Source organism: Streptomyces vulcanius (genome assembly GCF_042653945.1).
GTDB lineage: Bacteria > Actinomycetota > Actinomycetes > Streptomycetales > Streptomycetaceae > Streptomyces > Streptomyces mangrovi.
The window spans coordinates 104668-127947 of record NZ_JBHSFK010000002.1; the positions used below are offsets into that span (position 1 = coordinate 104668).

The 23280-nt window shown below is 66.5% G+C and carries 29 protein-coding genes, 3 pseudogenes and 1 riboswitch; of the genes and pseudogenes, 2 read left to right on the plus strand and 30 right to left on the minus strand.

What is annotated here, in order from left to right; genetic code table 11:
- Window positions 1-35: 35 nt before the first annotated feature.
- The 5 genes and pseudogenes from eno to ACFPIH_RS02735 form a co-directional block, all read right to left on the minus strand.
- Window positions 36-1322, minus strand: a complete 1287-nt coding sequence (gene eno, locus ACFPIH_RS02715) for a phosphopyruvate hydratase (protein ID WP_381168479.1) — start codon at window positions 1320-1322, stop codon at window positions 36-38.
- 321 nt (window positions 1323-1643) lie between these two features.
- The gene (locus ACFPIH_RS02720; protein ID WP_381167742.1) at window positions 1644-2357 is read right to left on the minus strand and encodes a transglycosylase family protein; all 714 of its coding nucleotides are present in this window, start codon (window positions 2355-2357) and stop codon (window positions 1644-1646) included.
- Window positions 2358-2360: 3 nt separating this feature from the next.
- A riboswitch (cyclic di-AMP (ydaO/yuaA leader) is annotated at window positions 2361-2529 on the minus strand.
- Window positions 2530-2725: 196 nt separating this feature from the next.
- The gene (locus ACFPIH_RS02725) at window positions 2726-3769 is read right to left on the minus strand and encodes a transglycosylase family protein (RefSeq protein WP_381167745.1); all 1044 of its coding nucleotides are present in this window, start codon (window positions 3767-3769) and stop codon (window positions 2726-2728) included.
- 211 nt (window positions 3770-3980) lie between these two features.
- Window positions 3981-4499 (minus strand): annotated as a pseudogene (locus ACFPIH_RS02730) (cytochrome P450); the annotation flags it as partial.
- Between the two features lie 942 nt (window positions 4500-5441).
- A pseudogene (locus ACFPIH_RS02735) lies at window positions 5442-6554 on the minus strand (recombinase family protein); the annotation flags it as partial.
- Between the two features lie 421 nt (window positions 6555-6975).
- Here ACFPIH_RS02735 and ACFPIH_RS02740 point away from each other — a divergent pair.
- Both ACFPIH_RS02740 and ACFPIH_RS02745 read left to right on the plus strand, forming a co-directional pair.
- Window positions 6976-7227, plus strand: a pseudogene (locus ACFPIH_RS02740) (hypothetical protein); the annotation flags it as partial.
- A gap of 69 nt (window positions 7228-7296) precedes the next feature.
- Window positions 7297-7515, plus strand: coding sequence for a hypothetical protein (locus ACFPIH_RS02745; protein WP_381168511.1), 219 nt, complete (start codon window positions 7297-7299; stop codon window positions 7513-7515).
- A 76-nt stretch (window positions 7516-7591) separates the two neighbouring features.
- Here ACFPIH_RS02745 and ACFPIH_RS02750 read toward each other — a convergent pair whose 3' ends face one another.
- From ACFPIH_RS02750 to ACFPIH_RS02870, 25 genes are all read right to left on the minus strand, one after another.
- On the minus strand, window positions 7592-8284 hold the full coding sequence (locus ACFPIH_RS02750; protein WP_381167748.1) for a hypothetical protein: 693 nt from the start codon (window positions 8282-8284) through the stop codon (window positions 7592-7594).
- Complete coding sequence (locus ACFPIH_RS02755) at window positions 8284-8709, minus strand: hypothetical protein (RefSeq protein ID WP_381167751.1); 426 nt, start codon at window positions 8707-8709, stop codon at window positions 8284-8286. Before ACFPIH_RS02755 ends, ACFPIH_RS02750 begins: the two co-directional genes overlap by 1 nt.
- Window positions 8710-9118: 409 nt before the next feature.
- A complete protein-coding gene (locus ACFPIH_RS02760; RefSeq protein WP_381167753.1) occupies window positions 9119-10024 on the minus strand; it encodes a histone-like nucleoid-structuring protein Lsr2 in 906 nt (301 codons plus the stop codon).
- 108 nt (window positions 10025-10132) lie between these two features.
- The gene (locus ACFPIH_RS02765) at window positions 10133-10831 is read right to left on the minus strand and encodes a histone-like nucleoid-structuring protein Lsr2 (protein WP_381167756.1); all 699 of its coding nucleotides are present in this window, start codon (window positions 10829-10831) and stop codon (window positions 10133-10135) included.
- Window positions 10832-11123: 292 nt separating this feature from the next.
- On the minus strand, window positions 11124-11432 hold the full coding sequence (locus ACFPIH_RS02770) for a hypothetical protein (RefSeq protein WP_381167759.1): 309 nt from the start codon (window positions 11430-11432) through the stop codon (window positions 11124-11126).
- A complete protein-coding gene (locus ACFPIH_RS02775; RefSeq protein ID WP_381167762.1) occupies window positions 11432-11761 on the minus strand; it encodes a hypothetical protein in 330 nt (109 codons plus the stop codon). Before ACFPIH_RS02775 ends, ACFPIH_RS02770 begins: the two co-directional genes overlap by 1 nt.
- A 162-nt stretch (window positions 11762-11923) precedes the next feature.
- On the minus strand, window positions 11924-12718 hold the full coding sequence (locus tag ACFPIH_RS02780; RefSeq protein ID WP_381167765.1) for a DUF6881 domain-containing protein: 795 nt from the start codon (window positions 12716-12718) through the stop codon (window positions 11924-11926).
- 100 nt (window positions 12719-12818) lie between these two features.
- The gene (locus ACFPIH_RS02785; protein ID WP_381167768.1) at window positions 12819-13466 is read right to left on the minus strand and encodes a hypothetical protein; all 648 of its coding nucleotides are present in this window, start codon (window positions 13464-13466) and stop codon (window positions 12819-12821) included.
- The gene (locus ACFPIH_RS02790; RefSeq protein ID WP_381167771.1) at window positions 13463-13933 is read right to left on the minus strand and encodes a hypothetical protein; all 471 of its coding nucleotides are present in this window, start codon (window positions 13931-13933) and stop codon (window positions 13463-13465) included. The genes ACFPIH_RS02785 and ACFPIH_RS02790 overlap by 4 nt, the downstream gene beginning before the upstream one ends.
- Window positions 13934-14011: 78 nt before the next feature.
- Window positions 14012-14461 (minus strand): hypothetical protein, encoded by a 450-nt coding sequence (locus ACFPIH_RS02795; protein WP_381167774.1) that lies wholly within the window; start codon window positions 14459-14461, stop codon window positions 14012-14014.
- 113 nt (window positions 14462-14574) lie between these two features.
- Window positions 14575-15879 carry a DNA cytosine methyltransferase gene (locus ACFPIH_RS02800; protein WP_381167777.1) on the minus strand — a complete coding sequence of 435 codons (1305 nt, stop codon included), beginning with the start codon at window positions 15877-15879 and terminating at the stop codon, window positions 14575-14577.
- Between the two features lie 75 nt (window positions 15880-15954).
- Window positions 15955-16323: a hypothetical protein gene (locus tag ACFPIH_RS02805; RefSeq protein WP_381167780.1), complete on the minus strand. Its 369-nt coding sequence runs from the start codon at window positions 16321-16323 to the stop codon at window positions 15955-15957.
- Window positions 16320-16667: a hypothetical protein gene (locus ACFPIH_RS02810; protein WP_381167783.1), complete on the minus strand. Its 348-nt coding sequence runs from the start codon at window positions 16665-16667 to the stop codon at window positions 16320-16322. The genes ACFPIH_RS02805 and ACFPIH_RS02810 overlap by 4 nt, the downstream gene beginning before the upstream one ends.
- Window position 16668: 1 nt before the next feature.
- Window positions 16669-17121 carry a hypothetical protein gene (locus tag ACFPIH_RS02815; RefSeq protein WP_381167786.1) on the minus strand — a complete coding sequence of 151 codons (453 nt, stop codon included), beginning with the start codon at window positions 17119-17121 and terminating at the stop codon, window positions 16669-16671.
- A complete protein-coding gene (locus ACFPIH_RS02820; protein ID WP_381167789.1) occupies window positions 17114-17401 on the minus strand; it encodes a hypothetical protein in 288 nt (95 codons plus the stop codon). Before ACFPIH_RS02820 ends, ACFPIH_RS02815 begins: the two co-directional genes overlap by 8 nt.
- Window positions 17398-18222, minus strand: coding sequence for a hypothetical protein (locus ACFPIH_RS02825; protein ID WP_381167792.1), 825 nt, complete (start codon window positions 18220-18222; stop codon window positions 17398-17400). Before ACFPIH_RS02825 ends, ACFPIH_RS02820 begins: the two co-directional genes overlap by 4 nt.
- A gap of 8 nt (window positions 18223-18230) precedes the next feature.
- Window positions 18231-19109 (minus strand): hypothetical protein, encoded by an 879-nt coding sequence (locus ACFPIH_RS02830; protein WP_381167795.1) that lies wholly within the window; start codon window positions 19107-19109, stop codon window positions 18231-18233.
- 7 nt (window positions 19110-19116) lie between these two features.
- A complete protein-coding gene (locus tag ACFPIH_RS02835; protein WP_381167798.1) occupies window positions 19117-19371 on the minus strand; it encodes a hypothetical protein in 255 nt (84 codons plus the stop codon).
- Window positions 19368-19988 (minus strand): hypothetical protein, encoded by a 621-nt coding sequence (locus tag ACFPIH_RS02840; RefSeq protein WP_381167800.1) that lies wholly within the window; start codon window positions 19986-19988, stop codon window positions 19368-19370. Before ACFPIH_RS02840 ends, ACFPIH_RS02835 begins: the two co-directional genes overlap by 4 nt.
- Window positions 19985-20413: a hypothetical protein gene (locus tag ACFPIH_RS02845; protein WP_381167803.1), complete on the minus strand. Its 429-nt coding sequence runs from the start codon at window positions 20411-20413 to the stop codon at window positions 19985-19987. The genes ACFPIH_RS02840 and ACFPIH_RS02845 overlap by 4 nt, the downstream gene beginning before the upstream one ends.
- Entirely contained in the window at window positions 20410-20898 is a 489-nt protein-coding gene (locus tag ACFPIH_RS02850; protein ID WP_381167806.1) for a hypothetical protein, read from the minus strand. Before ACFPIH_RS02850 ends, ACFPIH_RS02845 begins: the two co-directional genes overlap by 4 nt.
- On the minus strand, window positions 20879-21667 hold the full coding sequence (locus ACFPIH_RS02855) for a hypothetical protein (RefSeq protein ID WP_381167809.1): 789 nt from the start codon (window positions 21665-21667) through the stop codon (window positions 20879-20881). The genes ACFPIH_RS02850 and ACFPIH_RS02855 overlap by 20 nt, the downstream gene beginning before the upstream one ends.
- A 115-nt stretch (window positions 21668-21782) precedes the next feature.
- Entirely contained in the window at window positions 21783-22385 is a 603-nt protein-coding gene (locus ACFPIH_RS02860) for a hypothetical protein (RefSeq protein ID WP_381167812.1), read from the minus strand.
- Entirely contained in the window at window positions 22385-22966 is a 582-nt protein-coding gene (locus ACFPIH_RS02865) for a hypothetical protein (RefSeq protein WP_381167815.1), read from the minus strand. The genes ACFPIH_RS02860 and ACFPIH_RS02865 overlap by 1 nt, the downstream gene beginning before the upstream one ends.
- Window positions 22967-23215, minus strand: coding sequence for a hypothetical protein (locus ACFPIH_RS02870; protein WP_381167818.1), 249 nt, complete (start codon window positions 23213-23215; stop codon window positions 22967-22969).
- Window positions 23216-23280: the final 65 nt, after the last annotated feature.

The following is a 23280-nucleotide window of genomic DNA, read 5'->3' on the forward strand; positions in this document are numbered from 1 at the left end:
CGGGTGCGGGGACGTACGTACGACTTGGCTCAGCCTCAGCCCTTGAAGCGGGGGAAGGCCGAGCGCCCTGCGTACACCGCCGCGTCGTCGAGGATCTCCTCGATGCGCAGCAGCTGGTTGTACTTGGCGACGCGCTCGGAGCGGGCCGGGGCGCCGGTCTTGATCTGGCCGCAGTTGGTGGCGACGGCCAGGTCGGCGATGGTGACGTCCTCGGTCTCGCCGGAGCGGTGGGACATCATGCACTTGAAGCCGCTGCGCTGGGCCAGCTCCACGGCGTCCAGGGTCTCGGTCAGCGAGCCGATCTGGTTGACCTTGACGAGCAGCGCGTTGGCGGCGCCCTCCTCGATACCGCGGGCGAGGCGCTCCGGGTTGGTGACGAACAGGTCGTCGCCGACGATCTGGACCTTGTCACCGAGCTTGTCGGTGAGGACCTTCCAGCCGGCCCAGTCGTCCTCGAACAGCGGGTCCTCGATGGAGACGAGCGGGTAGGCCGCGACGAGCTCCTCGTAGTACTCCGTCATCTCGGCGGCGGAGCGCTCCTTGCCCTCGAAGAGGTACTTGCCCTCCTTGTAGAACTCGGAGGCGGCGACGTCGAGCGCGAGGGCGATCTGCTCGCCGGGGATGTAACCGGCCTGCTTGACGGCCTCGAGGATGAGGTCGAGGGCCTCGCGGTTGGAGCCCAGGTTCGGGGCGAAGCCGCCCTCGTCGCCGAGGCCGGTGGACAGGCCCTTGGACTTCAGGACGGCCTTGAGGGTGTGGTAGACCTCGGTGCCCCAGCGCAGGGCCTCGGAGAAGGACTCCGCGCCGATCGGGGCGATCATGAACTCCTGGATGTCCACGTTGGAGTCGGCGTGCGAGCCGCCGTTCAGGATGTTCATCATCGGCACCGGCAGCAGGTGCGCGTTGGGGCCGCCCAGGTAGCGGAAGAGCGGCAGGTCGCTGGCCTCGGAGGCGGCGTGCGCGACGGCGAGGGAGACGCCGAGGATCGCGTTCGCGCCGAGGGAGCCCTTGTTGTCGGTGGCGTCCAGGTCGAACATGGCCTGGTCGATCAGGCGCTGCTCGGTGGCGTCGTAGCCGACCAGCTCGGGGCCGATCTGCTCGATGACGGCGAGGACGGCCTTCTCGACGCCCTTGCCCTGGTAGCGGTTGGGGTCTCCGTCGCGGAGCTCGATGGCCTCGAAGGCACCGGTGGAGGCGCCGGACGGAACGGCGGCACGACCCGTGCTGCCGTCGTCGAGGCCGACCTCGACCTCGACCGTGGGGTTGCCTCGGGAGTCCAGGATTTCCCGGGCTACGACGACGTCGATGGACGGCACGAGCATCTCCTTCATGGGATGTGACGCTGGTTGTGCGGGGCCGCGTGGGCCTTGCGACTAGAGCCTAACCGCCTTCGGGGTGTCGGCAGCCGACCGACCGTCCCGTGGACGCACGGTACCCATTGTTTCAGTTCGGAACAAAGAGGGGGTGGCGTGGAGGCGAACACGCGGGCAAAGGAGCAGACAGAGAAAACCCCGCCCCGGTGCGTACGGGGGAACACGCACCGGAGCGGGGGGCCCGTGGGGACAGGGGGGGTGACCCTCACGAGGTCTTCAGGATGCGGGGCCACCATGTGAGCGGCCTGTGGCCCCGCTGGCGAGCGGGTGTCACTTCAGGTGCAACTGCTGACCCGGGTAGATGAGGTCGGCGTCCACGACGATGTCCTTGTTCAGCTCGAACAGCTTCTGCCAGCCGCCCTTGACGTCGTGCTTCTCGGCGATGGAGCTGAGGGTGTCGCCCTTGACGACCTTGTACTCGCCGTCGCCCTTCTTGACCTTCGTGCCGGTCGGGGTGGTGACGGTCTTGCTGCTCTTCTCGCTCTTGGTGGCGGCCGGGCGCTCGGTGGAGCGGGAGGCGGCCTGCTCGTCGGAGCGGGACTCTTTGGAGGAGGAAGAGGAGGAGGAGCTGCTGCCGGAGTTCGAGCTCGAGGAGCTGCTGCCGTTGTACGAGGCGCCGGAGAGACCGACACCGCAGACCGGCCAGGCACCCTTGCCCTGGCCCGCGAGGACCTTCTCGGCGATCTCGATCTGCTGGGACTTGCTGGCCTGGTTGGCCTGCGCGGCGTACGCCGTGCCGCCGTACGCGGCCCAGGTGGACGCGGAGAACTGCAGACCGCCGTAGTAGCCGTTGCCGGTGTTGATGGACCAGTTGCCACCGGACTCGCACTGGGCGACGGTGTCCCACTCGGAGGCCGTGGCGGCGGAGGCGTTCCCGGCCGCCATCAGCGGGGCGGCGATGGCGACACCGGTGACGCCGGCGAGAGCGGCGACGCGGGTGGCCTTGGACGGGCGGCGATGCTTGCCCTTGCTGGAAAACAGCATGGTGGATCCCCTCACCGACGCCTGCGAGGTGAGCTGTCGGGTTCGGGCCGGTTGAGTTGCCCGGCCGCACACCTCGCGGTGCGCGGCTTCACCCCGAGCCGGTTCCAGCGTCAACCGCTGTCCCCGGCACTTACCTTGGGTCCCCCGCTCCTGCCTACGGCGCTTGACGCGACGACTGTTCCCGGGCCGCCACTGGCAGGATTCGGCGTTGGCGACGGCCGGGGCTCGGGATGCCGAGCGGTGATGACCGTAGACACGGCATCGACGTAAATTCAAAGACGATCAGGGCTTCTGAGACTCATCCCACACTTTCACCAAACCGGACATTAGATGGCGAAGTGGGGCGTGAACTTCAGTCGTTCTGCGCCTTATTGGATACCCGTGTCGAGTATCTGACCGGCCTCGATGTTGCCCGGGTCGGTACCGATGACGTCCTTGTTCTCGTCGTAGAGCGCACGCCATCCGCCGTCGAGGTCAAGGGAGTCGGCGATGGAGGCGAGGGAGTCCCCCTCCTGAACGATGTACGTCGAGGCGGCATGACGGCCGGAGGAGGCGGGGGCGGGGCCGTCCACCGCGCTTTCGTCGGCGAGGGTGCCGCGATGCTTCCCGGAGCCGAGGGAACCGGTGTCGACCAGGGTCCAAGAGCCCGCCTCCTGGGTCGCGTCGTCCGCGTCACCCGTCCCGGAGGCGTCTGCGGACGAGCCGTCGGTCGCCCGCGAGTCACCCTCGGATCCGGCGGACACATCCGACTTACCGGACCCCTCCGTAGGGGAGGAGGAAGCGGACGACGAGGAACCGCTGGGCGAACCCGTCGAACCCGTCGCCGAGTCGGCGCCATCTTGGCCGGAATCACTGGAGCTGTCGGCATCGTTGGAGCTCGACGAGTCGGACGATCCGGAAGAGTCGGACGATCCGGAAGAACCCGAAGAGTCGGAAGAATCGTCGGATTCCCCCTTGGACAGGTCGGACAATCCGGAGGACACGGACGAGTCGGACGAGTCGCCCGCCACGCCGGTGTCCACGCTCAGCGAGCCCGACTCCTTGGTCAGCCCGGAGGTCAGCGCACAGGTGCCCCACGCGCCCACACCCTCGCCCGCGAGGAGCTTCTGGGCGACGGCGATCTGCTGGTTGCGGCTGGCCAGGTCGGGGCTCTTGGCGTAGTCGAGTCCGCCGTACGCCTCCCAGTCGTCCTGGGTGAGGTTCAGACCGCCGTACTCGCCGTCACCGCCGTCGGCGCTCCACGAGCCTCCGGTCTCACACTGCGCCACCTTGTCCCACACCGTGCCGTCGGCCGCGCTCGCGCCACTCGCGGCGAGCAGCGGGATGGCGATGGCGGAGCCGGTCACTCCGGCGGCGACGAGGAGGGCCGGAGCCTGACGGGGGCGACGGTGACGACCGTTCCCGGAGAGCATGCGAGGGCCTTTCTCTGGACAGCAGTGACCGGCGCGGCGGGTGCGACGGGTGTGCATATGCGCCGCGCTGACGAATGAACGTATCGGCAGACGATCACTTGTCACAAGTTAATGCCGCGCAGATCACGTGAAGATCACAGAGTTGAGGGCTGGTCACCTTCGCTCCGCCGGACGGTCACACTGCCCCTGACCTGTGGTCAGTCACCCCCAGTCATGCACCGGGTGCGGTGAACTCGACCGGCAGTGTGCGCAGTCCCCGCATGATGAGCCCGCCGCGCCATCTCAAGTCGGCCGGATCCACGGCGAGTCGCAGGTCGGGGAGCCGGGTGAGGAGCGTGGCGAGCGCGGTCCGGCCCTCCAGACGGGCGAGCGGGGCGCCGAGGCAGTAGTGGATGCCGTGGCCGTAGCCGAGGTGCTGATTGTCACGGCGGGAGAGGTCGAGGGTGTCCGGTTCGGCGAACCGGGCGGGATCCCGGTCGGCCGCGGCGAGGACGACCAGGACGGGGTCTCCGGCTTCGATGTCCTCGCCGGCGAGGGTGAGGGGCTCGGTGGCGAAGCGCCAGGTGGCCAGTTCCACGGGCCCGTCGTAGCGGAGCAGTTCCTCGACGCCGGTTTCGAGGAGAGCGTGGTCTCCGTCCCCCAGTGACCGCTGAAGCCGCCGGCGCTGCTCGGGGTGGGTGAGGAGGGCGTAGGTGCCGTTGCCGATCAGATTCACGGTCGTCTCGACGCCGATCTGACCGGTAGCAGAAAGAATGGAGTAGCCGGGCCCGTCCGCCTTGACCGCGTTGGGGTCGATGATCGCACTCTCCCCCTTGTCCCTGGGCGCCTCGCTCCGCACCTCCGCCAGCAGGCCGGCACGAAGCTGGCCGGTGACCGTGAGCTGAGGAAGGGTCGGCCGGCGGTACGCCTCCACCCCCCTCTTGTCCGCGCCGAGGGCCTCCATGACCGCGGGCCAGGCATCCTTCTGCCACCACTTGAGCTGTCGCGTCCGCATGGGATCGATCGGCCCCCAGGTGAGGGGCATGTCGTTCCAGGAGAGGCCGTGGCGCAGGCGGTGGAGCATTCCGCAGAACTGCGCGCGGATGTCATATTTCGTGGTGAAGTGCTTCTTCGCCTTCCCGTAGAAGAACGTCCGCAGGACCGCGAGGACCGTTTCCCATTCCTCGTCGGTCGGGTCCGGCGGGACGAGGGTTCCGGTCTTCCAGTGCCACTGGCTCACGTCGCACTTGGCGCCAGGCTTGGACGTGTTCTCCATCGTGCCGGGGGTGACCCTGATGTTGAACATGTCGAAGATTTCCTTGCGCTCCTCCAGCGTCATGTTCTCCAGGCGCTCGCGGGCGTTGTTCGCGATGTCGACGAGATTGTGTGCCTGGCGCTCGTACTCGGCGTACGCCTCCAACCACTGCTCCGCGAACTTCTTCTGCTTCCGGAACTCCTCCAGCTCCTGCTGCATCTCCTTGACCGACGCCTTGAGGACGACCGGGTCGACGCCAGCCCTGATGTACTCGGGCACCTTCCGGTCGATGAGGTCTTCCTGGGTCGCGATTTTCGCGGCGAAGTCGGTGACCCGCTCCTCGTACTTCTCCTTGTCACCGGGCAGGCTGCTGACCCATTCCTCCGCCATCGCCTTGAGGCGGCCTTCGTCCTTCATGAGCCTGGTCAGTTCCGCCCAGATGACGCCTTCGATCTCATTGGCGTTGAAGTGCGGCTCGCCGCAGGACCCCTCCTCCTTCAGCATGCCCTTGCAGCGGTAGGCGCGTGCGTCGCCTTTACGGCCGGCGCCGGTGTAGACCTCGCCGCAGCGCCCGTCGATGCGTGCGCTGAGCGGGTAGACCTGGTCGCTGATGCGGCCGTTCTGGAAGCCGATCTTCTTGAGCGTTTCCATGAGGAGCCGAGCCCGCTCCTCGCTGAAGATGGGCGGGACTCCGATCTTGACCGGTTCGCCGTAAACGGGGGTGCCGTCGTCGTAGCGCAGGGTCGTGTTCTTGCCGTTGCCGCGGTTTGTCTTCCGATAAACCACGTAGCCGTCGTGGATCGTCTCGCTCCACAGGCGGTTACGGAGGTTGCCGACGGTCCAGGGCACGCCGCTGCGGGTGAAGAGCTTGCGCTTGTTGAGTTCGTCGCATGCCTCGGTGTAGTTCATGCCCTGGTCGACGACGAGTTCGACGGCCACGGAGAGCACCATGGATTCGTGGTCGTCGGTGACAAGGACGGAGAACTTCTTGCGGCGCTTGCCGACCCAGGAGGTGTCCTGGGCGATCATGTAGCCGTAAGGGGCGGGGCCGCCCGGCCAGCCGCCGTAGCTGATCTTCAGCTCGCGGCCGGCGAAGGTGCGCTCCTTGATACGCCGCCACTCCATCTCGGAGAAGGTGACGTACTGCATGAACTGGGACCAGCCTGCGTCGGTGCTGGTGTCGATGCCCTCGGTGACCGAGATGAAGTAGATGCCGAGGTCCGCCATGTTCCAGGCCCACTGGTAGGCGGCGCGGGCCGTGCGGCCGATGCGGTCGACCTTGGGGACGAGGATGCGGTTGAAGTGCTGCTGGTGCGCGTCGAGGACGAGACGGTCCATCTCGGGGCGGCTTTCCAGGGCGCCGGAGACTGCTTCGTCCACGTACTCGTCGTAGACCGTGGCGTCTGGGTGGCGGTCGAGCCAGCCGTTGGAGATCTTGTCCTGGTCTTCGAGACCGAAGCCGTCGAGCTGGTCCAGGGTGGAGACGCGGGCGTATTTCGCCACGATGATGGCCGCAGATTCGTGCAGGCGCGGGCGTGCCACAATGGGCATGTTCAGTCCTCCGAGACTGTTCCGTCCCCGGGGTGTTGGCTCACCGCCGGGAAGGTTCCGGCCTCATTGCGCTCGCTACAGCGCTCTGGGGCCGGTGCCGTTTGTGGGGAGCGTACCCCTGTTGGCGATCCGAAGAGCAGTTGAAGGAGCCGCCGCCGTTCCGCGGGCAGGAGCGGGGGACCTTTTTCCCAGACGAACGTGACTTGATCGGACATACCGGCACGTTATGCACGATTCCGGTCAATGAGATTTTAAGTGCAATTGCGTCAATCCAATGGCAGATAGGTCATCCATACGTGGGAGTGAGACACACCCCCAGTTGACGCACATTCCTGACGCTCGCTATTCCTCTCCAAAATTGTTTGCGCATCACACGAACGGGCGATCGGCACAGGGGCTCGGGACGCGGCAGGGTCGCTGTATGCGTGACGAACCAGCTCTGAGGAATCTGTACGAGTCGCTGCCCTCCATTGATTGTGTGGGGAAATGCTGGGGCTCCTGCGGGGGCAACCTGGGTGCAACACCCGTCGACATTCGGCGCACTCAGCGGGCCGGCTTGCGCCTCCTGGAGGGCCAGCTCGTGACGGGGCCGGACGGGCGGCCCTACGGGACGGTGTGCAACGCCCTGGACCAAGAGACCAAGCGCTGCCGTGTCTATGAGGCGCGGCCGGTCTCGTGCCGGCTGTGGGGTCTCTTCCCGGAGATGGCGTGCCCGTGGGGGTGCGTGCCCGAGGGAGGTCTGATGGACACCGTGGACGCGATCCGCGTCCTGTCGCTGGCGGCGTGGTACGGCGGGGCACCCGGTGCCCTGCCTCCCGCCCTGATCGACGAGATGCTCTCCCGGCCGGAGCGCGTCGCCGTGATGCGGCTGCACCTGGCGGCCGGCAAGCCGGTACGGGAGGAGCCGCACATCGAGAGGAGGCTGGGCGCCCCCGTGATCCTCAGTCGGCCGACCCACTGACGCACACGGAAGCCCCCGGCGGCAGGGACGGAGACTGGGCCTGGCCGGGGGCTTTCACAGTAAGAGGGGGGACGGATTATGCGGCGGACTGGCGGCGTGTTGCTGCTGCGTCCTTGGCTTCCTGGCTGGCCGGGGGCCACGACTTCGACTTGTTGATGTGCGCGGACAGGGCATCCTGGCCGATGAAGCCGTACCCGCCGGCCTCGGCGCACACCGCGTGCTCGGTGCAGAAGTGCGTGTACGTCTGGCCGTCCTGGAGGACGAAGGCGATGTCCGGCCCTTCATAGGTGCTGCCGTCGCCCTTCTTGTGGCTCTTGGCGTGGCCGGTCCGGTTGCGCAGGTCGACCCAGTACTTGCGAGGGCTGCCAGCGCGGTGGGGAAGGGGGCAGCGGACCTGAATGACGTCCTCTTTCCAGACGCCCCTCTTCCCCTGCTTGCGTTTGCCGCTGGCCGCTTTCGGCGGAGTCTCGGGGACAGCTTCCGCGGGCGGGTCCGTCTCCTCCGCCGCCAACGCGAGCTGGGCGGGCACGCGACGTGCCGGGGCGTCACGTCGTGCCGAGCGGTTGAACGCGTCCAGAACCTCGGCCTGGAGCATGGGGAGGATCTCCGAGCGCCGGGCGTAGAACACGTCGAAGAACCAGGTGCACGGGTCGCACAGGTCGACTTTGCCGCCTTCGAGGAATCGTTCGTGCTGCCCTGCGACGGTGGGTTTCTCGGGGAGTGCGGCGTGCCAGTCGCAAGTGGTTACGTTAACAAGCGCGTTAGCCATCAGGCGGCCCCTCGGGCGGCCTTGGCTCGCTTTCCGGCGTGCAGGGGAATGGGTGCCTCGGTGATCTCCTCCCACAGCTTGCCGATGCCCAGTTCGCGGCGCACGCTGATGCCGGTCTTGGAGACGCCTCGGGGGCTGACGAGTGAAGGGTTGCGGTTGGAGTAGGTCCACTCCGTGCGGTCGATGGGCCCGCGCCGGCCGATCGTCAAGGTGGTGTGGCGCAGCATGTCGCAACGGTCGCAGCGCTGGGTCTGGTTGATAGAGACGGCGTTGTTGGGGTTGCGGACAGGACGGCCGTTGGCGTTGAAGCCGTGCCAGTCGTAGGCAACCCAGGTGTGCCGGTCGGCGAGGCAGTCTACGAGGTCTGGCGGGATGGACTCGACGTGGGCGTAGACCTCCGCGTCGCTGACGAGCTTGTCTTCCACCGGTCACTCCTTGTGGCTGTCCAATTTCGTTCTGGACAAGTTAGCCGGGAAAGTCTGCTGTCTGGAACGCACTTGAAAGAAATGTTTTGGTGCCACTCGAACGGGTGAATCTATCTGGGATGCGGAGATGGCCCGCAGCCGTCCGACTACGGGCTTCACCACTCGTACACATTTCATCCGTGATGCATGCACAGTCACGCGCTCTGCGAGCTACGCACCACGAATGCGTAGCGGCCGAACTCAGTGCCGGTCCAGCCGAGTTCGCGCGACCTGACCTCCTCAATGAACTCGAAGTTCTCCAACTGGGCTGCCGCCGTGGACAGATGGCAGAGCGCCTTGCCACGATTCGCCTCTCCAATGTCCGCACGCTGTCGCAGGATGGTGCCGTTCTTGTCACGCGTTCCGCGAGCTACTCGCCCATGCTGTGCAGCTCGTGGGCGTACCGGCCGAAGTCGGTGATGGCCCAGCCGAACTCGGACTCGGGGTCCTGGACGATGACTTCGAGGTTCTCCAGCCGCTCCACGGAGGACTTCAGGTAGCTGATCTTGCCGGGCCCGTCGGCGGCGATGAGGCCGGCGAGCTTGGCCAACAGGGTGACGTTCCTCGGGTTGAGGATCTGGATACGTTCGACCAGCGTCATCTTCTCGACCTTGTCGGTGCGGTCCAGGCCGCCTGCGGTACGCCGCTCCCAGTACCCCTTGGCAGAGGCGCGGTCGCTGAGCAGGCCGGCCTCCTTCAGGTCCGTGTAGTGCTCGCGGGCGCTGGCCTCATCCGAGTCCTCGGTGGGCGGGCTGACGGCGTCGCTCTCCTCCACCGCGGCGGGCCCCGGAAGGCTCAGCCGGCGGCGCGGACGCGGCTCTGTCGGCGCCGTGTCGAGGAAGGCGGTGGACGCAACGATGGCGGCGTAGCGCGGGTCGTTCTTCAGTTCATTCAGTTTGGCGGGGTTACCGAACTTGTAGCTCGTGTACGCCTCTTTGACTTCCTTGGGCACTCGCCCGCGCTCGGGCATTTTCAGGCCCTGCTGTTTTGCCCAGGCACGGACGGCGGCCGGGTCCACGCCGCCCTGGTGCCGGCTGTAGGTGGCGCCGTCGCCAGCGGGTGTAGCCGTCGACTGCGAAGCGCGCTTACCGGAGGTCTTGACGACACGGCCGGCCTGCTTGAACTCCTTGAGCCTGGAGCGCAGGACGTGCGCGTTCTCGCTGGTGAGGTCGATTTCGTAGGTGACGCCGTCGAGGCCGAAGGTCACGGTCTCGTCGGCCTCGGTCTCACCGCTGGGGTCGAGGTCGTCGACGAGGGTGATGATGGTCTTCTGCATGGCGGGCTCCTGTTTCTGGGCATGACGAAGACCCCACCGGATGGCAGGGTCAGAGCGGCTTCCGTTGTGGGGTTGTGGAGCCCGCAGAGGGGGTGCGGGCTCCCGAAGTCAGGCGGTCAGTGCAGGTTCATGGAGTCGCACCCAGGTGCGTCCTACCTCCGTGATGCTGTAGGTGTCCTCGGCCTCTCGTTGCATGCAGCCACGCCTTACGAGTGCTTCGTAGCTGCTGCGGTCGGCGGCGTCCTTCGCTGTGGCTGTGCCGCTTCCCTCGCTGGCTGCACGCAGGCGCGTCTCCTGCGGGTCCGACAGCTTGCCGACGGTACGCGCCAGGCGTTCCAGGTGGTCTTCAACCGACACTCGGCCCTTTATTGGGACGACCTTGTCGGGCTCAGGCTTGTCCCCTGGCAGGCTGGGGTCGATGCCGGCCTTGGTCAGGAGCTGGTCGAGCAGGCTGCGGTCACCGTGGCGGGTCTCCTGCTCCCAGGCTTTGCGCGTCATTGCCGGGATGCGGCCGAGTTTGTTGACCGGTAGGTGGTGCTTCTCGCACCAGGCGCGGATGGCGCCGCCCTCTTCGCGTTGCTGGGCTTGCGTCAGCACCGGCGCCGGGGCGCCCTTCGTTGCGATGTTGTCGGCCTTGGCTGGGCGGCTTGCCTCCATATAGGGCTGCATGAGCTGCCGGAATTTCGCGGCGTTCTCGTGAGACAGTTCGATTTCCCGGGGTTTGCCGTCGAAGGTGAAGCTCACCTTCTCCTGCGCTTCGCTGCCATCGAGATCATCCACGAGGCGTACCCGGACTGTCTGCGCCATGTCTCTTCCTCCAAGGCGAAACGACAATTAGTGCCTGGGGCCGCACTGTAGCGGGCAGCCCCCAGGAGGCTGTTGGCTTGTTGCAATTTTAAGGAGTAGTTACTACCTGGCGGGTAAACGGGGGCACGGGGGCACTGAACCGCATATGCCACGCCCCCCGCGTACGCCATCCCCCGCAGTCTGGCCTATTCCTTGCGTCACCCTTCAACAGGCGCGATGCCATTGGATGCTCCTGTCACCCATTCGGATGACGACCCCACCATTCCTCAACTGCTCAGAGTCATGTAAGGGGTTACGGTACTGCGCCCTCCTTTGGAGGAATGTAAAGGGGGAGACCGGACTGCTTGTAGGAATCATGGAAGGCCAGTATGGGGTCGGCGGGCTGCCCGTCGGGCCCCGTGGGGTTGTTGACCTCGTCGACCGCGTCCTCCGCAGCCATGTACGACTCGAACACCAGACCGCCGAGGTTTAGAACTCGCCCCAGATCAGCCTCAGTTGTGATGCTGACCTGCTCGACTTGGTGCTGGAACGTGGCGTCCTGCTTGACCACGTACGCCGAGTGCTGCACCAGCGTCCAGCGCTGCTGCGTGAGCCTACCCATCAATCCCCCTCACTCTGGCCGGCGGCCTGGTGCCGCTCGCGCCACTTCCTCAGTACGTTCTTGCCGATGTCATTCAGGTGGAGAATGCGCCAGCCCCCCTCGTGCGCTGTGTCTCCGGCTTCCAGCCACTCGACATCCCACAGGCCACGCTCTTCCAGCGTCCGGACCTCATGGCTGTCCCACAGCTCTCCGGTTGCCGCTTTGATCTCGAATCGGCCGCAGGGCGCGTGCTCGGCGATATACGCAAGCCGGTCGACGGAGCGCTGCCTGATCGCCTGCTCCCTCATGTCACGATCGACATACTTCATGCGGTAGCCCGAAGCGGCCACGTGTCCTCCCAGGGGTTCAGTGCTGCCGATGACCAGGCCCTATGTTCGGGGATACTTTCGGCTGCGATCCACTCCAGCCCACCCCTTCGTGCGTACAAGGGATGGGCTGGCGAAGAAGGCAGCAGAACCGCGCTGGCTGGCGCGTTGCTGCTGTGTCCGGGCTCAGGTGGCCGGGAAGAGGCGCGGGAACATCCTGCGTGCCATCTCGTAGTGCTCGACGCAGAAGGCCGACCCGGCGTCGTTCCGGGGCTGGGTGCAGTAGACCGACTCAGTCTCGTCGATCGTGGACCACTCCTTCGTCCCCTTGAGTTCCTCGACCCAGCCGCAGAGGTCTGCCCTGGCCCGCTCCCACAGCCGCTGGAACATCTCCTCCTCGACGAACTCCGCCTCCCACCCGGGCCGCGCGTTGTGGGCCTCCAGGCCGCGGAAGGTGGCGTAGTCCCAGTCGATCTCGCCAGTGCCGTCGTAGTTGCCCTCCACCCACAGCAGCCGGCCGTCGGGGTAGACCTCGACGCGCTGCTGCTCTTCGCCGTCCTTCCTGTGGACGTACTGGTAGATGTCGCACGGCTGGTCCAGGCGGTGCAGGCTGGTCCGGCGGAGGTGCACGAACAGCGGGCGCGGCCGGTTGTGCTCCCTGTAGTACCGCAGCTCGGCGATCTTCTCGTCGAACTCCGCGCGGTCCATCTCACCGGCGTTGATCTTCAGCCCGATGTGGCCCTCCAGCTCCTCGCGGGACACCTTACGCTCGGTGCCGTCGATGGTGAGCAGGCCGTAGAGGCTGTAGAAGACGTCGAGCCGGTAGAGCCACTCGTCGATGTTCTCCTCGGTGATCTGGCGCAGTTCGACGGTCATCGTCGAGAAGCCGAGGAACTTCGTCAGCTCGTGCATCTCACCGTTGCCCTGCTTCGGCCAGCGCTCGAAGTAGTCGGGGATTGCGGAGGGGTCGATGTGCAGCACGTGAAGCATCCTTCCAACGGGGCCTGGCAGCGGGAAACGGAAAAGGTCCGGCTCCTGGCTCATGGGGAAGTCAGGGGCCGGACCGGACTGGGACGGGGCGCTACTTGCCTGGCGCCACCGCGGCGGGCTGATGCATGCGCGGGTCGCTCGTGGAGACCATGTCGGCCCTGGCCGGGTCGAAGTTGAGGAACCACTCCACGCCCTCCCGGCTGGCCGCGAGTCCGCCCACGTAACCGCTGGAGCCGGTGTGCTCGCTCGGCGCAAGCATGCTCATGGCCTCACTGAAACTGGCCGCCTTCACCGTGCCCGTGATCCGCGCGGTGAAGGCCACGGTGTACTCGTGCAGCTCGGTGTCCTCGGCAGCCTCGTCCCGCCGCGCAGCCTGGAGCGGCTGCACCATTGGTCGCGTGCGGTGCGCCTTGAGAGCGGTCTGCCACTCCACCAGGGCCGTGGCATACGCACGCGTCCGGGCCTGCTGATCGGCGTTGGCGATCAGGCCGACGGTGATCCACTCGTCCGGCCTGCTCTTGTCGTCCGAGCGGGTCTTGTACACCGCGTCGGGCGGGGCGCCCTCGGCCTCGGCCTGCTGGCACACACTCTCGATGTAGTCGGTGCTGAGGCTGCCCCCGATGGCGTGGAATGCCCACACGTACGGGTGAGCGTGCCACTTCGCGGGGCTGTCAGGCTGGGACATGGAGCCGCCCTCGGGCGTTGTGAGCCCAGGCGGTTCGGTGCTGGTCGTGGTCATCCCGAGAACTCCTCGTCGTGGTGGATGGGGTGGGTGTCGCAGACCGGGACGTCGTACATCTCGCGCATCAGGGCCTCGTAGATCTCGGCCAGGCCGTCCTCCCACTCACCGCGTCGGCGGTCCCAGATCTCCTGGTCGGTGATCTCGCCGTCCTCGTCGCCCTGACGCAGGCTGAGGTCGATGTCCTTCCAAACCTGCTGGTAGGCAAGCGCGCGGGCGTAGGCCGGGCGCGGTGTCTTGTCGAGCTGGCGGAGGAACGCGCAGTCGAAGATCTTGAAGCGCTCGGTGCCGCGGAGACGGGGCTGGAAGATCTCGGCGTGGTCGCCGTCGACCTGGACCAGGAGCCCGGCGTAGCCGTAGGTCCCGCGTATCACCTGGAAGTAGTGACCGGCGTACTCGGACAGTTCCTTGGGTCGGACACCCCGCATGATCTCGATGCGGTTCTCGGGCTGAGCCTGGGTGGGCATGCGTTTCTCCTTGACGTACGGGGCAGGCCGGGCAGAGACCGCGAGCGCCCCCGAGGGGGCGCCACGGAAGCGGCCGGGTCAGCGCAGAGCGTTGAAGTGGTCGCCGTCGTTGATCAGAGTCGGGGCGCCCATGAAGAAGGCGTTCACCCGAAGGAACGGCTCGCAGTCGTTCAGGCCGAACCACCAGTCGCGCTCGATGTCCTCGGCGTAGAGCTGCTCGACGCTGGCCCCGAAGTGGGTCTGGAGGATGTCGGAGGCCCGCTCGATGGCCTCCTCGTAGGTGGTCGCCTCCACCGTGATCACGACCGGCCGCAGGTCAACACAGGTGGTCTCACCGTCGTCGCCCACGGCGTTCTCCCAGTCGGCGACGATCGTGCGGAAACTCTGCTCGTCGGGACTGGGCATTCCGTAGCTGACGACGCACTCGCCGCAGTACCGAGAGGCGTAGCCGTTCTCGTCACCGGTCTCGCCCTCGTCGGGCTCGATGCAGCGCTCGTTGCAATTTCCGCACTTCAGCAGTCCGTTCACCACATGCTCCTTCTCGAAGAAACGAAGGGCCCCCTCGCCTTGGTCAACGAGCGGGCCCGGAATTGGCAAGGTCACCCATTCGAGTGACGGCATAACAGTTCTTTGAAATGGACTTATGCCGCGTCGGCGTAAGCATCCTGGCCGTGGATCTGCGGGTACCGCTCGGCCAGGTAACGGAGCAGGTATGGAAGCCAGTTGATGCCCAGCAGGGTGCCCCACACGGCCGCCAATACCAGCGGGGAGAAAATGTCGCCGAGCTGCTGGCACTGTGAAGAGCGCGACCCGACTACCGGGTGATCGGCAGGCAATGCGACCAGCAGGCACACCTCGGCGATCGTGAAGCGGTGATCCGGATCGTCCGCGTCGTACCAGCCCCGGATTTTCGACGTGACACCCGGCATGGTCCGGCCCAGCTTGAACTCGTTCCCGCCGGACGTCTTGCGGACTCCGCGGGTATTGATCCAGGTCTCCGGGTCCCAGCCGATCGCGTCCGATGCCCAGGTGGTGATGCCGGGTGCTGTGATGGCCGTCAGAGGGTGCTCGCGCGACGCCGCCATGATGGCCCGTCGTCGGGTCGACGGGGAGCCGAACTCGCCTGCGTCCAGGATGTCCCAGAGGACTCCGTTCCACCCGGCGACGATGTACTCAATCCCGATGGCCGCCTTCACGGCCTCGGGAAGAGTCCACGCCTGCTCGATGATCACCGACTCCAGCGGCGCTCCGGCTGCAAGCAGCCCCATGCCGACCAGGACCGGCGCGAGCATGAGGCCGGCCGTCCTCTTCTCCCGTGTGAGTTCACCGACCCACGACCACATCTCCGCCACGGTGACGTCGTCGTAGGGCTTGCCGAACTCGGCCGTCGAGACGTCCCCGTGGTGACCACCGGCCCGCCAGACGTTGCCGTACGCCTCGGCCACGTCAGCTATCGCGTCGACCAGGATCTCGATGTTCTCCGGCTGGAGACCGAGCCGCTTGCCCGCCACGCTCCAGTCCGGGCACGGCATGGTGAAGACCGCGCGCCGGGTTCCGCGGAGTGCGGGATGCCGGGGGTCGAGGTCGCGTACGTCCATCCGGATCGCGTTGCACCCGGCGGCCTGGGCCGTAGCGGTGGCGTCCTTGGAGCTGTCGATGCAGATCAGGTCCAGCTCGATTCCCAGCACCAGCCGCAACCCCACGCAGCCTCCACCGCAGCCGCCGCATACGTTGATGCCGCGCTCCGGCTCACCTTCGCGCCACGGGTACAACCACCGGACCGGCCACGGCCCGGCGATCTCCCGTCGCTGCTCCTCGGTGAGGGTGTCGAGGTAGGCCACCAGGGCTTCCCCCTCCAACTCCAGTCCCTCCGGCGGGTGTTCAACGCTCTCGGGCGACCAGCATTCGCACGAGCCGCAGCACTCCTCGCACCACTCCTTGTCCATGCCGGCCGCCTCCTTTTGGGCATGAAAAAAGCGGCCCCGAATTTCGGGCCGCGCTGTTTCTGTGGTGTCCCTGGTCTAGAACTGGTTCCAGGGGTAGTGGATGGTGTCGGTCGACGGAATGCCCCACGGTTCGAGCTGGAGCTTCTTCACGTGCTCCTGGAAATACGCGTCGTCGATGCAGCCGGTGATCCGCTCGATGGACATCAGGCTGTACTCCGTGAGGGCCGGTACAACGCGCGCCCACCGGGGGAGCTTTTCGATCGCGGGCAGCAGGTATACCGCGTCCTCTGGCATCTGGCGGGCCTGCTGCGCGCACACGCTCATGCGGGTCTCGAACGCCGGGATGGTGTGCATGGTCCAGCCCTCCGGCGGGACGAACGGGTCGACCGACAGCGGATGCTGGATGGCTTCGCTCGGGTCGACGACCAGCGGCTGCGGGGTCATTCTGACGAGTCCTCCTCGACGTGGATGCTCGCGGCTCCGCCCAGACCGCAGTACATGCAGCGGTCCCAGGAGTCCCACCACAGGTAGGAGTCGAAGCCGTGGGGGATCTGCTGCCACAGCGTCAGCGGTTGGCCCGGCTCGGGGGCGTGGTCTTCGTTCGGCATGCCGAGGAACACGGTGGGCAGCTTCTCGACGTCCGCGGCCACGGCCCACTTACTGCCGCCGCCCTCCAGGAGGATCAGGCGCTTGTCCGGGTTGTGGGGGTAGCGGGACCAGTCGCGGTCGACGATGCCTCGACGGCCGTCGAGCATGACGATGTCCTCGAAGTGGATGCGGTCCGCCACGTCACGCCTCCGACTTCACCAGCGCGGAGACGTTGAAGACGTACACGTAGCCGTCGTCGCCCTCCTCGCTGGACGCCCAGCGCTCATGCGGCTTCAGCGTGTGGCGGGCGGCGAACCCGTCCGGGTGGCCGATCTCCTCGAAGGGGAAGTCCGGCCACTGCTGCTCGACATACGCCTTCGCCCGCTCCTTCAGCCCCTTCCCCGAGTTGTCGTCGTGTCCGCGCAGAACGGTGGTGAGGAACTCGGGCCCGAACTCCACGGCCAGGCCGCCGGCCACCGTGATGGCCGCGTACAACCTGTCGTCGTCCTTGTCGGCCTCGTCCTCGTAGAGGCTGGCCACCACACCGGCCAGATAACCGCCCTGCTCCGCCGAGTCGATCTCGCAAAACGACAGCTCAGCGGCGCGTTCGAGGGCCTCGCGCCAATCGGCCTTCGTGTACGTCAGCTCAGTCATTCGGTTCCTCCTCAGTCGCGGTGCGGGGTGTGAGCGACTCGGCGCTCTGGTGGGACTCGTTGTCGTTGTTCCAGCGGACGTGCAGGGGCCAGGGGCAGGCGCTCGCGGGACGCGGGTAGCCGCACTGTGCGTGGCCGCACTCGCGACCCGGGCCGCCTTCGCCAACCTGCTGCTGCCACGTGTGCCGCTTGCACAGGCACACCACCACCAGCCCGAACCACGTGCCGAAGTCGGGGTCTTCGAGCGCTACCGGGGTGCCGGGCAGGAGCGCTGCGTTCACTGCTCGGCCTTGAGCGTGACGTCGTATGTGGTGGAGTCGGTCTTGAACTCGGTGTGGCCGTCCACGAGCGCCTCCACGGCCTGGTCGACCGCTTCACGCGCCGCCTCGACGGTCTCGCCGCGGAAGGTGATGGTGCCGTTCACCCACGGGTCGATGTCCACGTAATGGTTGAAGCCCTCGGTGAGCTTGCCGTAGCGCTTGGTGCCGGTGTGGAGCTTGAAGCACGCCCACATCCCGGTCTCCGGCGAGTCCGCCGAGCCGACCGAGCGGTGGCCCATGCGCACGTCGTAGCGGCCGTCGGCGCGCTTCTGGAGGTAGCCGATTCCGCTGCCCGCTCCGTGCGTATTGCAGTCCACCAGGAAGTCGCCGTCGGGCATCGGCAGGAGGGAGATGAGCACGCCGGGCGTGGGGATGAGCGAGGGCTGGACCTCGTACGTCTGCTTCGTGGCGAAGCGCTGCGAGACGCGGTTGTAGCCCTCGCAGTCGCAGTCGTTGTTGATGCAGCAGCCGCACACGGACAGGTCGATCTTGAGTTCGTCGACCACCCCGAGGCTCTGACCGGCGGGCCGGCTGCCGAAGGACTGGGCCGGCGGGGTGAACCAGTACAGGGCGGACGCCGCGTACTCCTTGGTCGCGAAGCCCGGCATGGCGATCGGGTTGCTGCTGCGTCCCGTCCAGTCAGCGACCCAGTTCCGGTCGGCCGTCTCGTAGACGATGCCCTGGTACAGGAAGCCGTCGTCGTCGCCGGGGGCATCCGTGTGGACCTTGAAGCGGGTCTCTTCCTCGTTGACGGCGTGGTAGCGGAAAGTCGGCTCGGTCATGGTCAGTCCTATTCGTAGATGCGGGTCTGGAGCTTGACGCGGCTGATGGGGCCGAACGCGTCGGAGATCGCTTCGGTCGTCTCGGCCCACCCCCGCAGGCCCGGGACGCGGAGAACTTCGGTGATCCGGCCCTCGGGGGTGTAGAGGATGATCAGCTCGCGGTCGGTGACGTTCGCATGGCCGGGCGTCCAGGTGGCGAAGGGTTCGGACCCGGAGTCCGTCATCCGGCCGTGGAAGTTGAAGACGACCTGGTTGTAGGGGTCGAGTTCGGGGTTGATGATCTCCGGCTCGGGTCGGCCACGGTTGGGCAACTTCACGGCTCCGAACCGGAAGTCGAGCAGGTTGTACTTCACGGCGTACTCGCGGTCGCGGAAGGTGAAGTAGGCGCTGTACTCCGCGTGATCGGTGACCAGCCGCCAGTCCTCGACGTGCGTGTGGAGGTAGTCGACGGCGTAGTCCCACCACAGCTTCGCGGAAATCGCGGGCCTCTCGAAGCCCTCGATGGCCTCGCGCGAGTAGCGCAGCACGGTGATGGACTCCGGGCGCCCCGGGCAGCCGTTGGTCTGGAACCGGAACCACGTCGGGCTGCCGGTGGTGCCGCAGTCGAAACACCGGGCCTCGTGGTCGGGGTCCTTGACCAGCCGGTGCCCTTCGATGGTCTCGATGAACATGTTGTCCGTCATGTGCACGTGCAGCGGCACGAGTCGTGCCTTGAGCGCGGGACGCCGGACGAAGGACTCGCCGCAGGGCCTGCACACGGGGTCCTTGAACGGCTCCCTCGTGTCGGTCTCCCCGTCGCGAATCGAGCCCAGCAGCATGTGGGTGGCCTCACCGGCACACGGGTCGTCCGCGGGGACAACGGTGGACTGAAGAGTGGAACAGCGCATGACGCTCCTATGAGGGAAAGGCCGTGGGCACGGCGGGAGTTGCGGCTGCATCCTCGGCGGGCACCGCGCTGTCGTGTGCTTCCGCGCACAGCTCGCAGATGTACCCACCGGGCACCCGGTACTTCCGGGTGTTGGGGACGGGGCCGTGACCATTGCCGAACGCGCTGGGGCATTCGTCGTTGGCGCAGTAGAAATGGCTCTGCGCTTCGGGCTCCGGCTCTCCGTCCGGCCACTCAGGGCCGACGTAGACGCTGCGGGTCATGACTCGTCGGCCGCGAGCCAGTAGGTGTTGTAGCCGTACTCGAAGCGGAGCGCGCCGGTCGCCTCCCGGACCAGCTCGACGGCCTGGTGCCGGTCGATGGTCACGCCCCGCGTCAAGTGCGCCTTCGCGCCCAGCTCGGTGCTCCGCAGGAAGTGCAGGAGCTTGTACTTCGCCTCGTGGAACGGCAGCAGGATCGTGTGGCCGCGCGCCGGGTTGCGGTGGCCGGCATCGCTCTCCTGCCAGCCGGCCGCGAGCTTGGGGGCGCCGGGGACCTCGGGCCCGGCCCAGTGCTGGTCGATCACCTCGCCGACACGCTGCTCGAAGATGCGGTCCCACACGAAGGTGCTGTAGGCCATCTCGACGTACGCCTTCAGAGCGCGGTCCGCGTTGTCGGTGCCCTTGTCGGTGGCGAAGCGCTTGGAGTAGGCCCACTCGCCCTCGCGGAAGCCGTCGTCGATCGTCTTGCCGTCGAAGAGGCGGCCGACCATCCACTCGGCGTGGCCCGTGGGACCCGTACGGGTGCCGAGGAACTGCCCGTAATAGCGGTCGTCGTAGTGCCGCTGGCGGGCCACGTCGACCACGGTCCAGCCCTCTGCTCCTACCGTCCGTCTCGTCATTCGCCATTCTCCTTACTGTCCGACTGATCAGTTTGTGCAGCCGCGGCGTTACCCGGAACGAGCATCACGACCGGCTCCTCACCGATCAGATATGCCGTCACCTGAAGCTCCTTGCGCTGCCGGATACGGCGAACGCACGGCATGCAGACGGGTGCGTAGAAGTACTCGCGGATCTGGGTTTCCCAGTCCTTGATCGAGTAGAAGAGCGTGTGTGTGGCCACGCCCCGGCATGCCTCCACGGGCGGCTTGTCGAGGTCGGGTACGACCATCACGCACCGAGGAGCGTCCGGGCCGGGCTTCTCCAGGCAGCACATGAAGTCGCACACCGGGTAGCCCATGGCCTCGAACTCTCCGGCGCTGGTGGAGTCGTAGCCGTCGTGCCGGAGCATGTACCGGTCCCACGAGTCGGAGAGGTCGTAACTCATGCGCTCAGCTCCTGGACCCGTTGCGTCGCGTCCTCGGGGGACACGCGTATCGGGGCCCCTCCGCCCGCGGGCCGGCAGACCAGGAAGCCGGTCGCGTAGCCGGTGCTGTCCATGTCGTACGGCTCGCACTCCAAGCCGAGCACGGCGTGGACCTGACCGCGGTAGAGGAAAAGACTTCCCGGGCGAATCCCGAGGTTGTACATCCACATGTCGGTCGCGTAGAACCGCAGGAACTCATCGGCGATCTGTCGAGGGTCACCGTAGATGTTGTCGTTGCCAGGGTTGCCGAAGTAGTTGCCGCAGGAGTCGAGGAATTCCCAGGCTTCCGGCGTCTCCCAGTTCTCGTCGGTGCGCGGCTCGATGATCGCGAGGTCGTACACCACGATGTCACCGGCGCGGATTGCTGCTGCGTCCTCGTCCTCGTAGTCCTTGAGGTCGACGTCCGACTGCGGACGAATCCAGATTTCAGGCAGCGAGAGTCGCACTCTGCTTCTCCTTCCATTGCGCGTGCAGCTCGGCGGCCTTGGCCGGGACGAGGTACGGGAACAGGTCGGCCCACTCGCGGAGTTGGTGGGCGTCCCAGTCCGAGCCGGTGATCTCCTCGGGGTTCTGGATCAGCGACTCGATGGTGTCCCGGCTGGTACGCGCGCTGAACATCGGCTGGTGGCCGAGCTGGGCCCACTGCTCCTCGTCGTTGTGGGCGTCGCACAACTGCGTCTTCTCGCCGGTCGCCTTGTGGACCACCTTCACCTGGGCGGGGCTCGGATACGGGCGTGGGCAGCCCATGCACCACAGGACTCCGAGGTCTCCGAAGGCCCCCTTGTGGACTTCGTCGTAGTCCCGGATGAACTCGAAGTCGTCGATGACCGGCGTGACTTCGGCGAGGGGAACCGTCCGGCCGTTGTGGTGGATCAGCTCGATGTACGCGGAGTGGGGCTTGACCGGCGTGCCGCGGTAGCTGCCGCCGTTGGCCTTCCGGAACTGCGCGATCGTGCCGTAGTGGTGCTCGGTCTGCCCGTCGACCTCCAGGACCACGCGCACCATGTCACCGACGCCGAACTTCCGGCGGTGCTCCGTGACAGCCTTCCGCCAGTGCTCCTCGCTTTCCGCTCCGTACCCGTTTCCGGGTCCGCGGTCATAGAAAGCGTCGCGCATGATTCCGGCGATGTTGTACGCGTTGGGGTTGCGTCCCTCCTTTTCCAGGGTCGCAATGACCAACTCGCGCACGGCACGCCTGCTTCCGTATCCGCTCACGGGTTACCTCCTGACGGTCGAAATGGATTTCTGTCGTGCCCGGTGCGGGAATCGAACCCGCCGAATTCCGAATAGGGGAGGACGGAACTCGCTACTCGTCCGCCGGGCCCGTCTTTCACACGGCAGCAGAAGACGTGTGCTTCTCCAGCGGCTGGTTGCAGTGCATGCACTCCGCCCCGTCGTAGTCCGGGGCGTGGATCGGCTCGACCTCCGTGCTGTCGCCGTCCTTGAACCGGTAGCTGATCCAGGCGTGCGGGAACAGTGCGGCAGCCTCACGGACGTTGTCCTCCGTGATGAACTCCGGATGCGACAGCCCCCACTCGCGCAGCTTCCCGGCGATGTCCCGCGCGAGGGCCTGCGGCAACTCGTAGTTGTCGCGTACCCACCGGGTCAGGCCCGCCTCGGACGGCGACTTCTCGCCCAGCTTCATCCACTTGCTGCACCGGGCGCACCGCTCGTCGGAGATCTGGCCCCACTCGCCGTTCGGCAGCTCGGTCAGCTCGGTGCTCGCCTGCTGGCTGGTGATGGCCTTGGGGAAATCACCGGAGTCGTAGGAGCCCTCGTCGCTGAAGTCGACCCCGACCCGCTCGGCCGCTCGCCGGATGGCTTCCTCGTGGTCACTGCCGCGGGCGACCTTGATTTCGTTGGCCCGCATCCGCCCGATCGTGCAGGACGGGCAGAGATTGTCGACGCCGTACGTGTAGCCGACCACGCTCATCAGTTCGCTCCCACCTTCAGGATTTTGTTCGTGCACTTCGGGCACAGCAGGTCGCCGTCCTCGTCCTGGTCCAGGCCGTAGAGCCGGAATTTCGGCCCCCGCGGGCCGACACCCTCGACGTAGAACTGCCAGCGCTCGGTGTCCTCGGTCTCGAATGCGTGGCCGCCCTCGCACTCCATCCACGCGTTCGTGAAGTTCAGGAAGTCGTCCGGCTCAGCGCAGGTGAGCCGGTAGAAGTTCGGGTCCTTCACGTGGTTCGGCGGCGCGACTGCGACGAAGTACTGCTCTCCGAGCTTGAAAATCGTGAAGTGGAGCGCCTCGTCGATCCACGAGATGAAGTTGGACGTGTGCTGGGTCTTCAGCTCGCCGCTCCAGTGCGGGCCGGCGACCTTGACCCCGCGCTTCTCCAGCCACTTCAGGAACTCGATGGCGCCGTACGGGTAGTCCGTGGTCGTCGCGTAGTTCTCGGACCACTTCTCGTACAGGACGTCGAGCCGGTCGAATTCCTCGGCCTTGTCCTCCAGCCAGTCGGACCACTGGCCGATTACGCCGTCGCCCTCCAAGCGCAGGTCAATCCCCATTTAGACCTCCGCCCTTTCCGCGGTGTAGGTGTACGGCTTGTTCGTGGTCGAGTCGGTGTAGATACCGGCCTCGCCCCACGTGATGGGGATGGAGTACGGCTCGCCGTCCTTGAGGAGCTGGGCCCCGTGCTCGCGGACTTCGACCTCCATGACCCTGTCGGCGACCTGCAAGTGCACGCACACCTCGGACCACGGCATGGTCAAGAAAATGCGGTCCCCGATTTCCAGGTCGATTCGCTGCTGCTCCACTATTCCTCCCTAATAGCTGCTGACAGTCGAAAGCCCGGGGCGCGGCGTTGCTGCTGCGCCCTGGA

Bases quoted from the DNA above. Each gene is read 5' to 3' on its own strand.
- ACFPIH_RS02720 (WP_381167742.1), bottom strand. From the start codon at position 2,357: ATGCTGTTTTCCAGCAAGGGCAAGCATCGCCGCCCGTCCAAGGCCACC.
- ACFPIH_RS02725 (WP_381167745.1), bottom strand. From the start codon at position 3,769: ATGCTCTCCGGGAACGGTCGTCACCGTCGCCCCCGTCAGGCTCCGGCC.
- eno (WP_381168479.1), bottom strand. From the start codon at position 1,322: ATGCTCGTGCCGTCCATCGACGTCGTCGTAGCCCGGGAAATCCTGGAC.
- ACFPIH_RS02785 (WP_381167768.1), bottom strand. From the start codon at position 13,466: ATGACCACGACCAGCACCGAACCGCCTGGGCTCACAACGCCCGAGGGC.
- ACFPIH_RS02760 (WP_381167753.1), bottom strand. From the start codon at position 10,024: ATGCAGAAGACCATCATCACCCTCGTCGACGACCTCGACCCCAGCGGT.
- ACFPIH_RS02815 (WP_381167786.1), bottom strand. From the start codon at position 17,121: ATGACTGAGCTGACGTACACGAAGGCCGATTGGCGCGAGGCCCTCGAA.
- ACFPIH_RS02800 (WP_381167777.1), bottom strand. From the start codon at position 15,879: ATGGACAAGGAGTGGTGCGAGGAGTGCTGCGGCTCGTGCGAATGCTGG.
- ACFPIH_RS02750 (WP_381167748.1), bottom strand. From the start codon at position 8,284: ATGGCTAACGCGCTTGTTAACGTAACCACTTGCGACTGGCACGCCGCA.
- ACFPIH_RS02845 (WP_381167803.1), bottom strand. From the start codon at position 20,413: ATGAGTTACGACCTCTCCGACTCGTGGGACCGGTACATGCTCCGGCAC.
- ACFPIH_RS02860 (WP_381167812.1), bottom strand. From the start codon at position 22,385: ATGAGCGTGGTCGGCTACACGTACGGCGTCGACAATCTCTGCCCGTCC.
- ACFPIH_RS02765 (WP_381167756.1), bottom strand. From the start codon at position 10,831: ATGGCGCAGACAGTCCGGGTACGCCTCGTGGATGATCTCGATGGCAGC.
- ACFPIH_RS02825 (WP_381167792.1), bottom strand. From the start codon at position 18,222: ATGACCGAGCCGACTTTCCGCTACCACGCCGTCAACGAGGAAGAGACC.
- ACFPIH_RS02865 (WP_381167815.1), bottom strand. From the start codon at position 22,966: ATGGGGATTGACCTGCGCTTGGAGGGCGACGGCGTAATCGGCCAGTGG.
- ACFPIH_RS02830 (WP_381167795.1), bottom strand. From the start codon at position 19,109: ATGCGCTGTTCCACTCTTCAGTCCACCGTTGTCCCCGCGGACGACCCG.
- ACFPIH_RS02745 (WP_381168511.1), top strand. From the start codon at position 7,297: ATGGACACCGTGGACGCGATCCGCGTCCTGTCGCTGGCGGCGTGGTAC.
- ACFPIH_RS02840 (WP_381167800.1), bottom strand. From the start codon at position 19,988: ATGACGAGACGGACGGTAGGAGCAGAGGGCTGGACCGTGGTCGACGTG.
- ACFPIH_RS02835 (WP_381167798.1), bottom strand. From the start codon at position 19,371: ATGACCCGCAGCGTCTACGTCGGCCCTGAGTGGCCGGACGGAGAGCCG.
- ACFPIH_RS02770 (WP_381167759.1), bottom strand. From the start codon at position 11,432: ATGGGTAGGCTCACGCAGCAGCGCTGGACGCTGGTGCAGCACTCGGCG.
- ACFPIH_RS02790 (WP_381167771.1), bottom strand. From the start codon at position 13,933: ATGCCCACCCAGGCTCAGCCCGAGAACCGCATCGAGATCATGCGGGGT.
- ACFPIH_RS02805 (WP_381167780.1), bottom strand. From the start codon at position 16,323: ATGACCCCGCAGCCGCTGGTCGTCGACCCGAGCGAAGCCATCCAGCAT.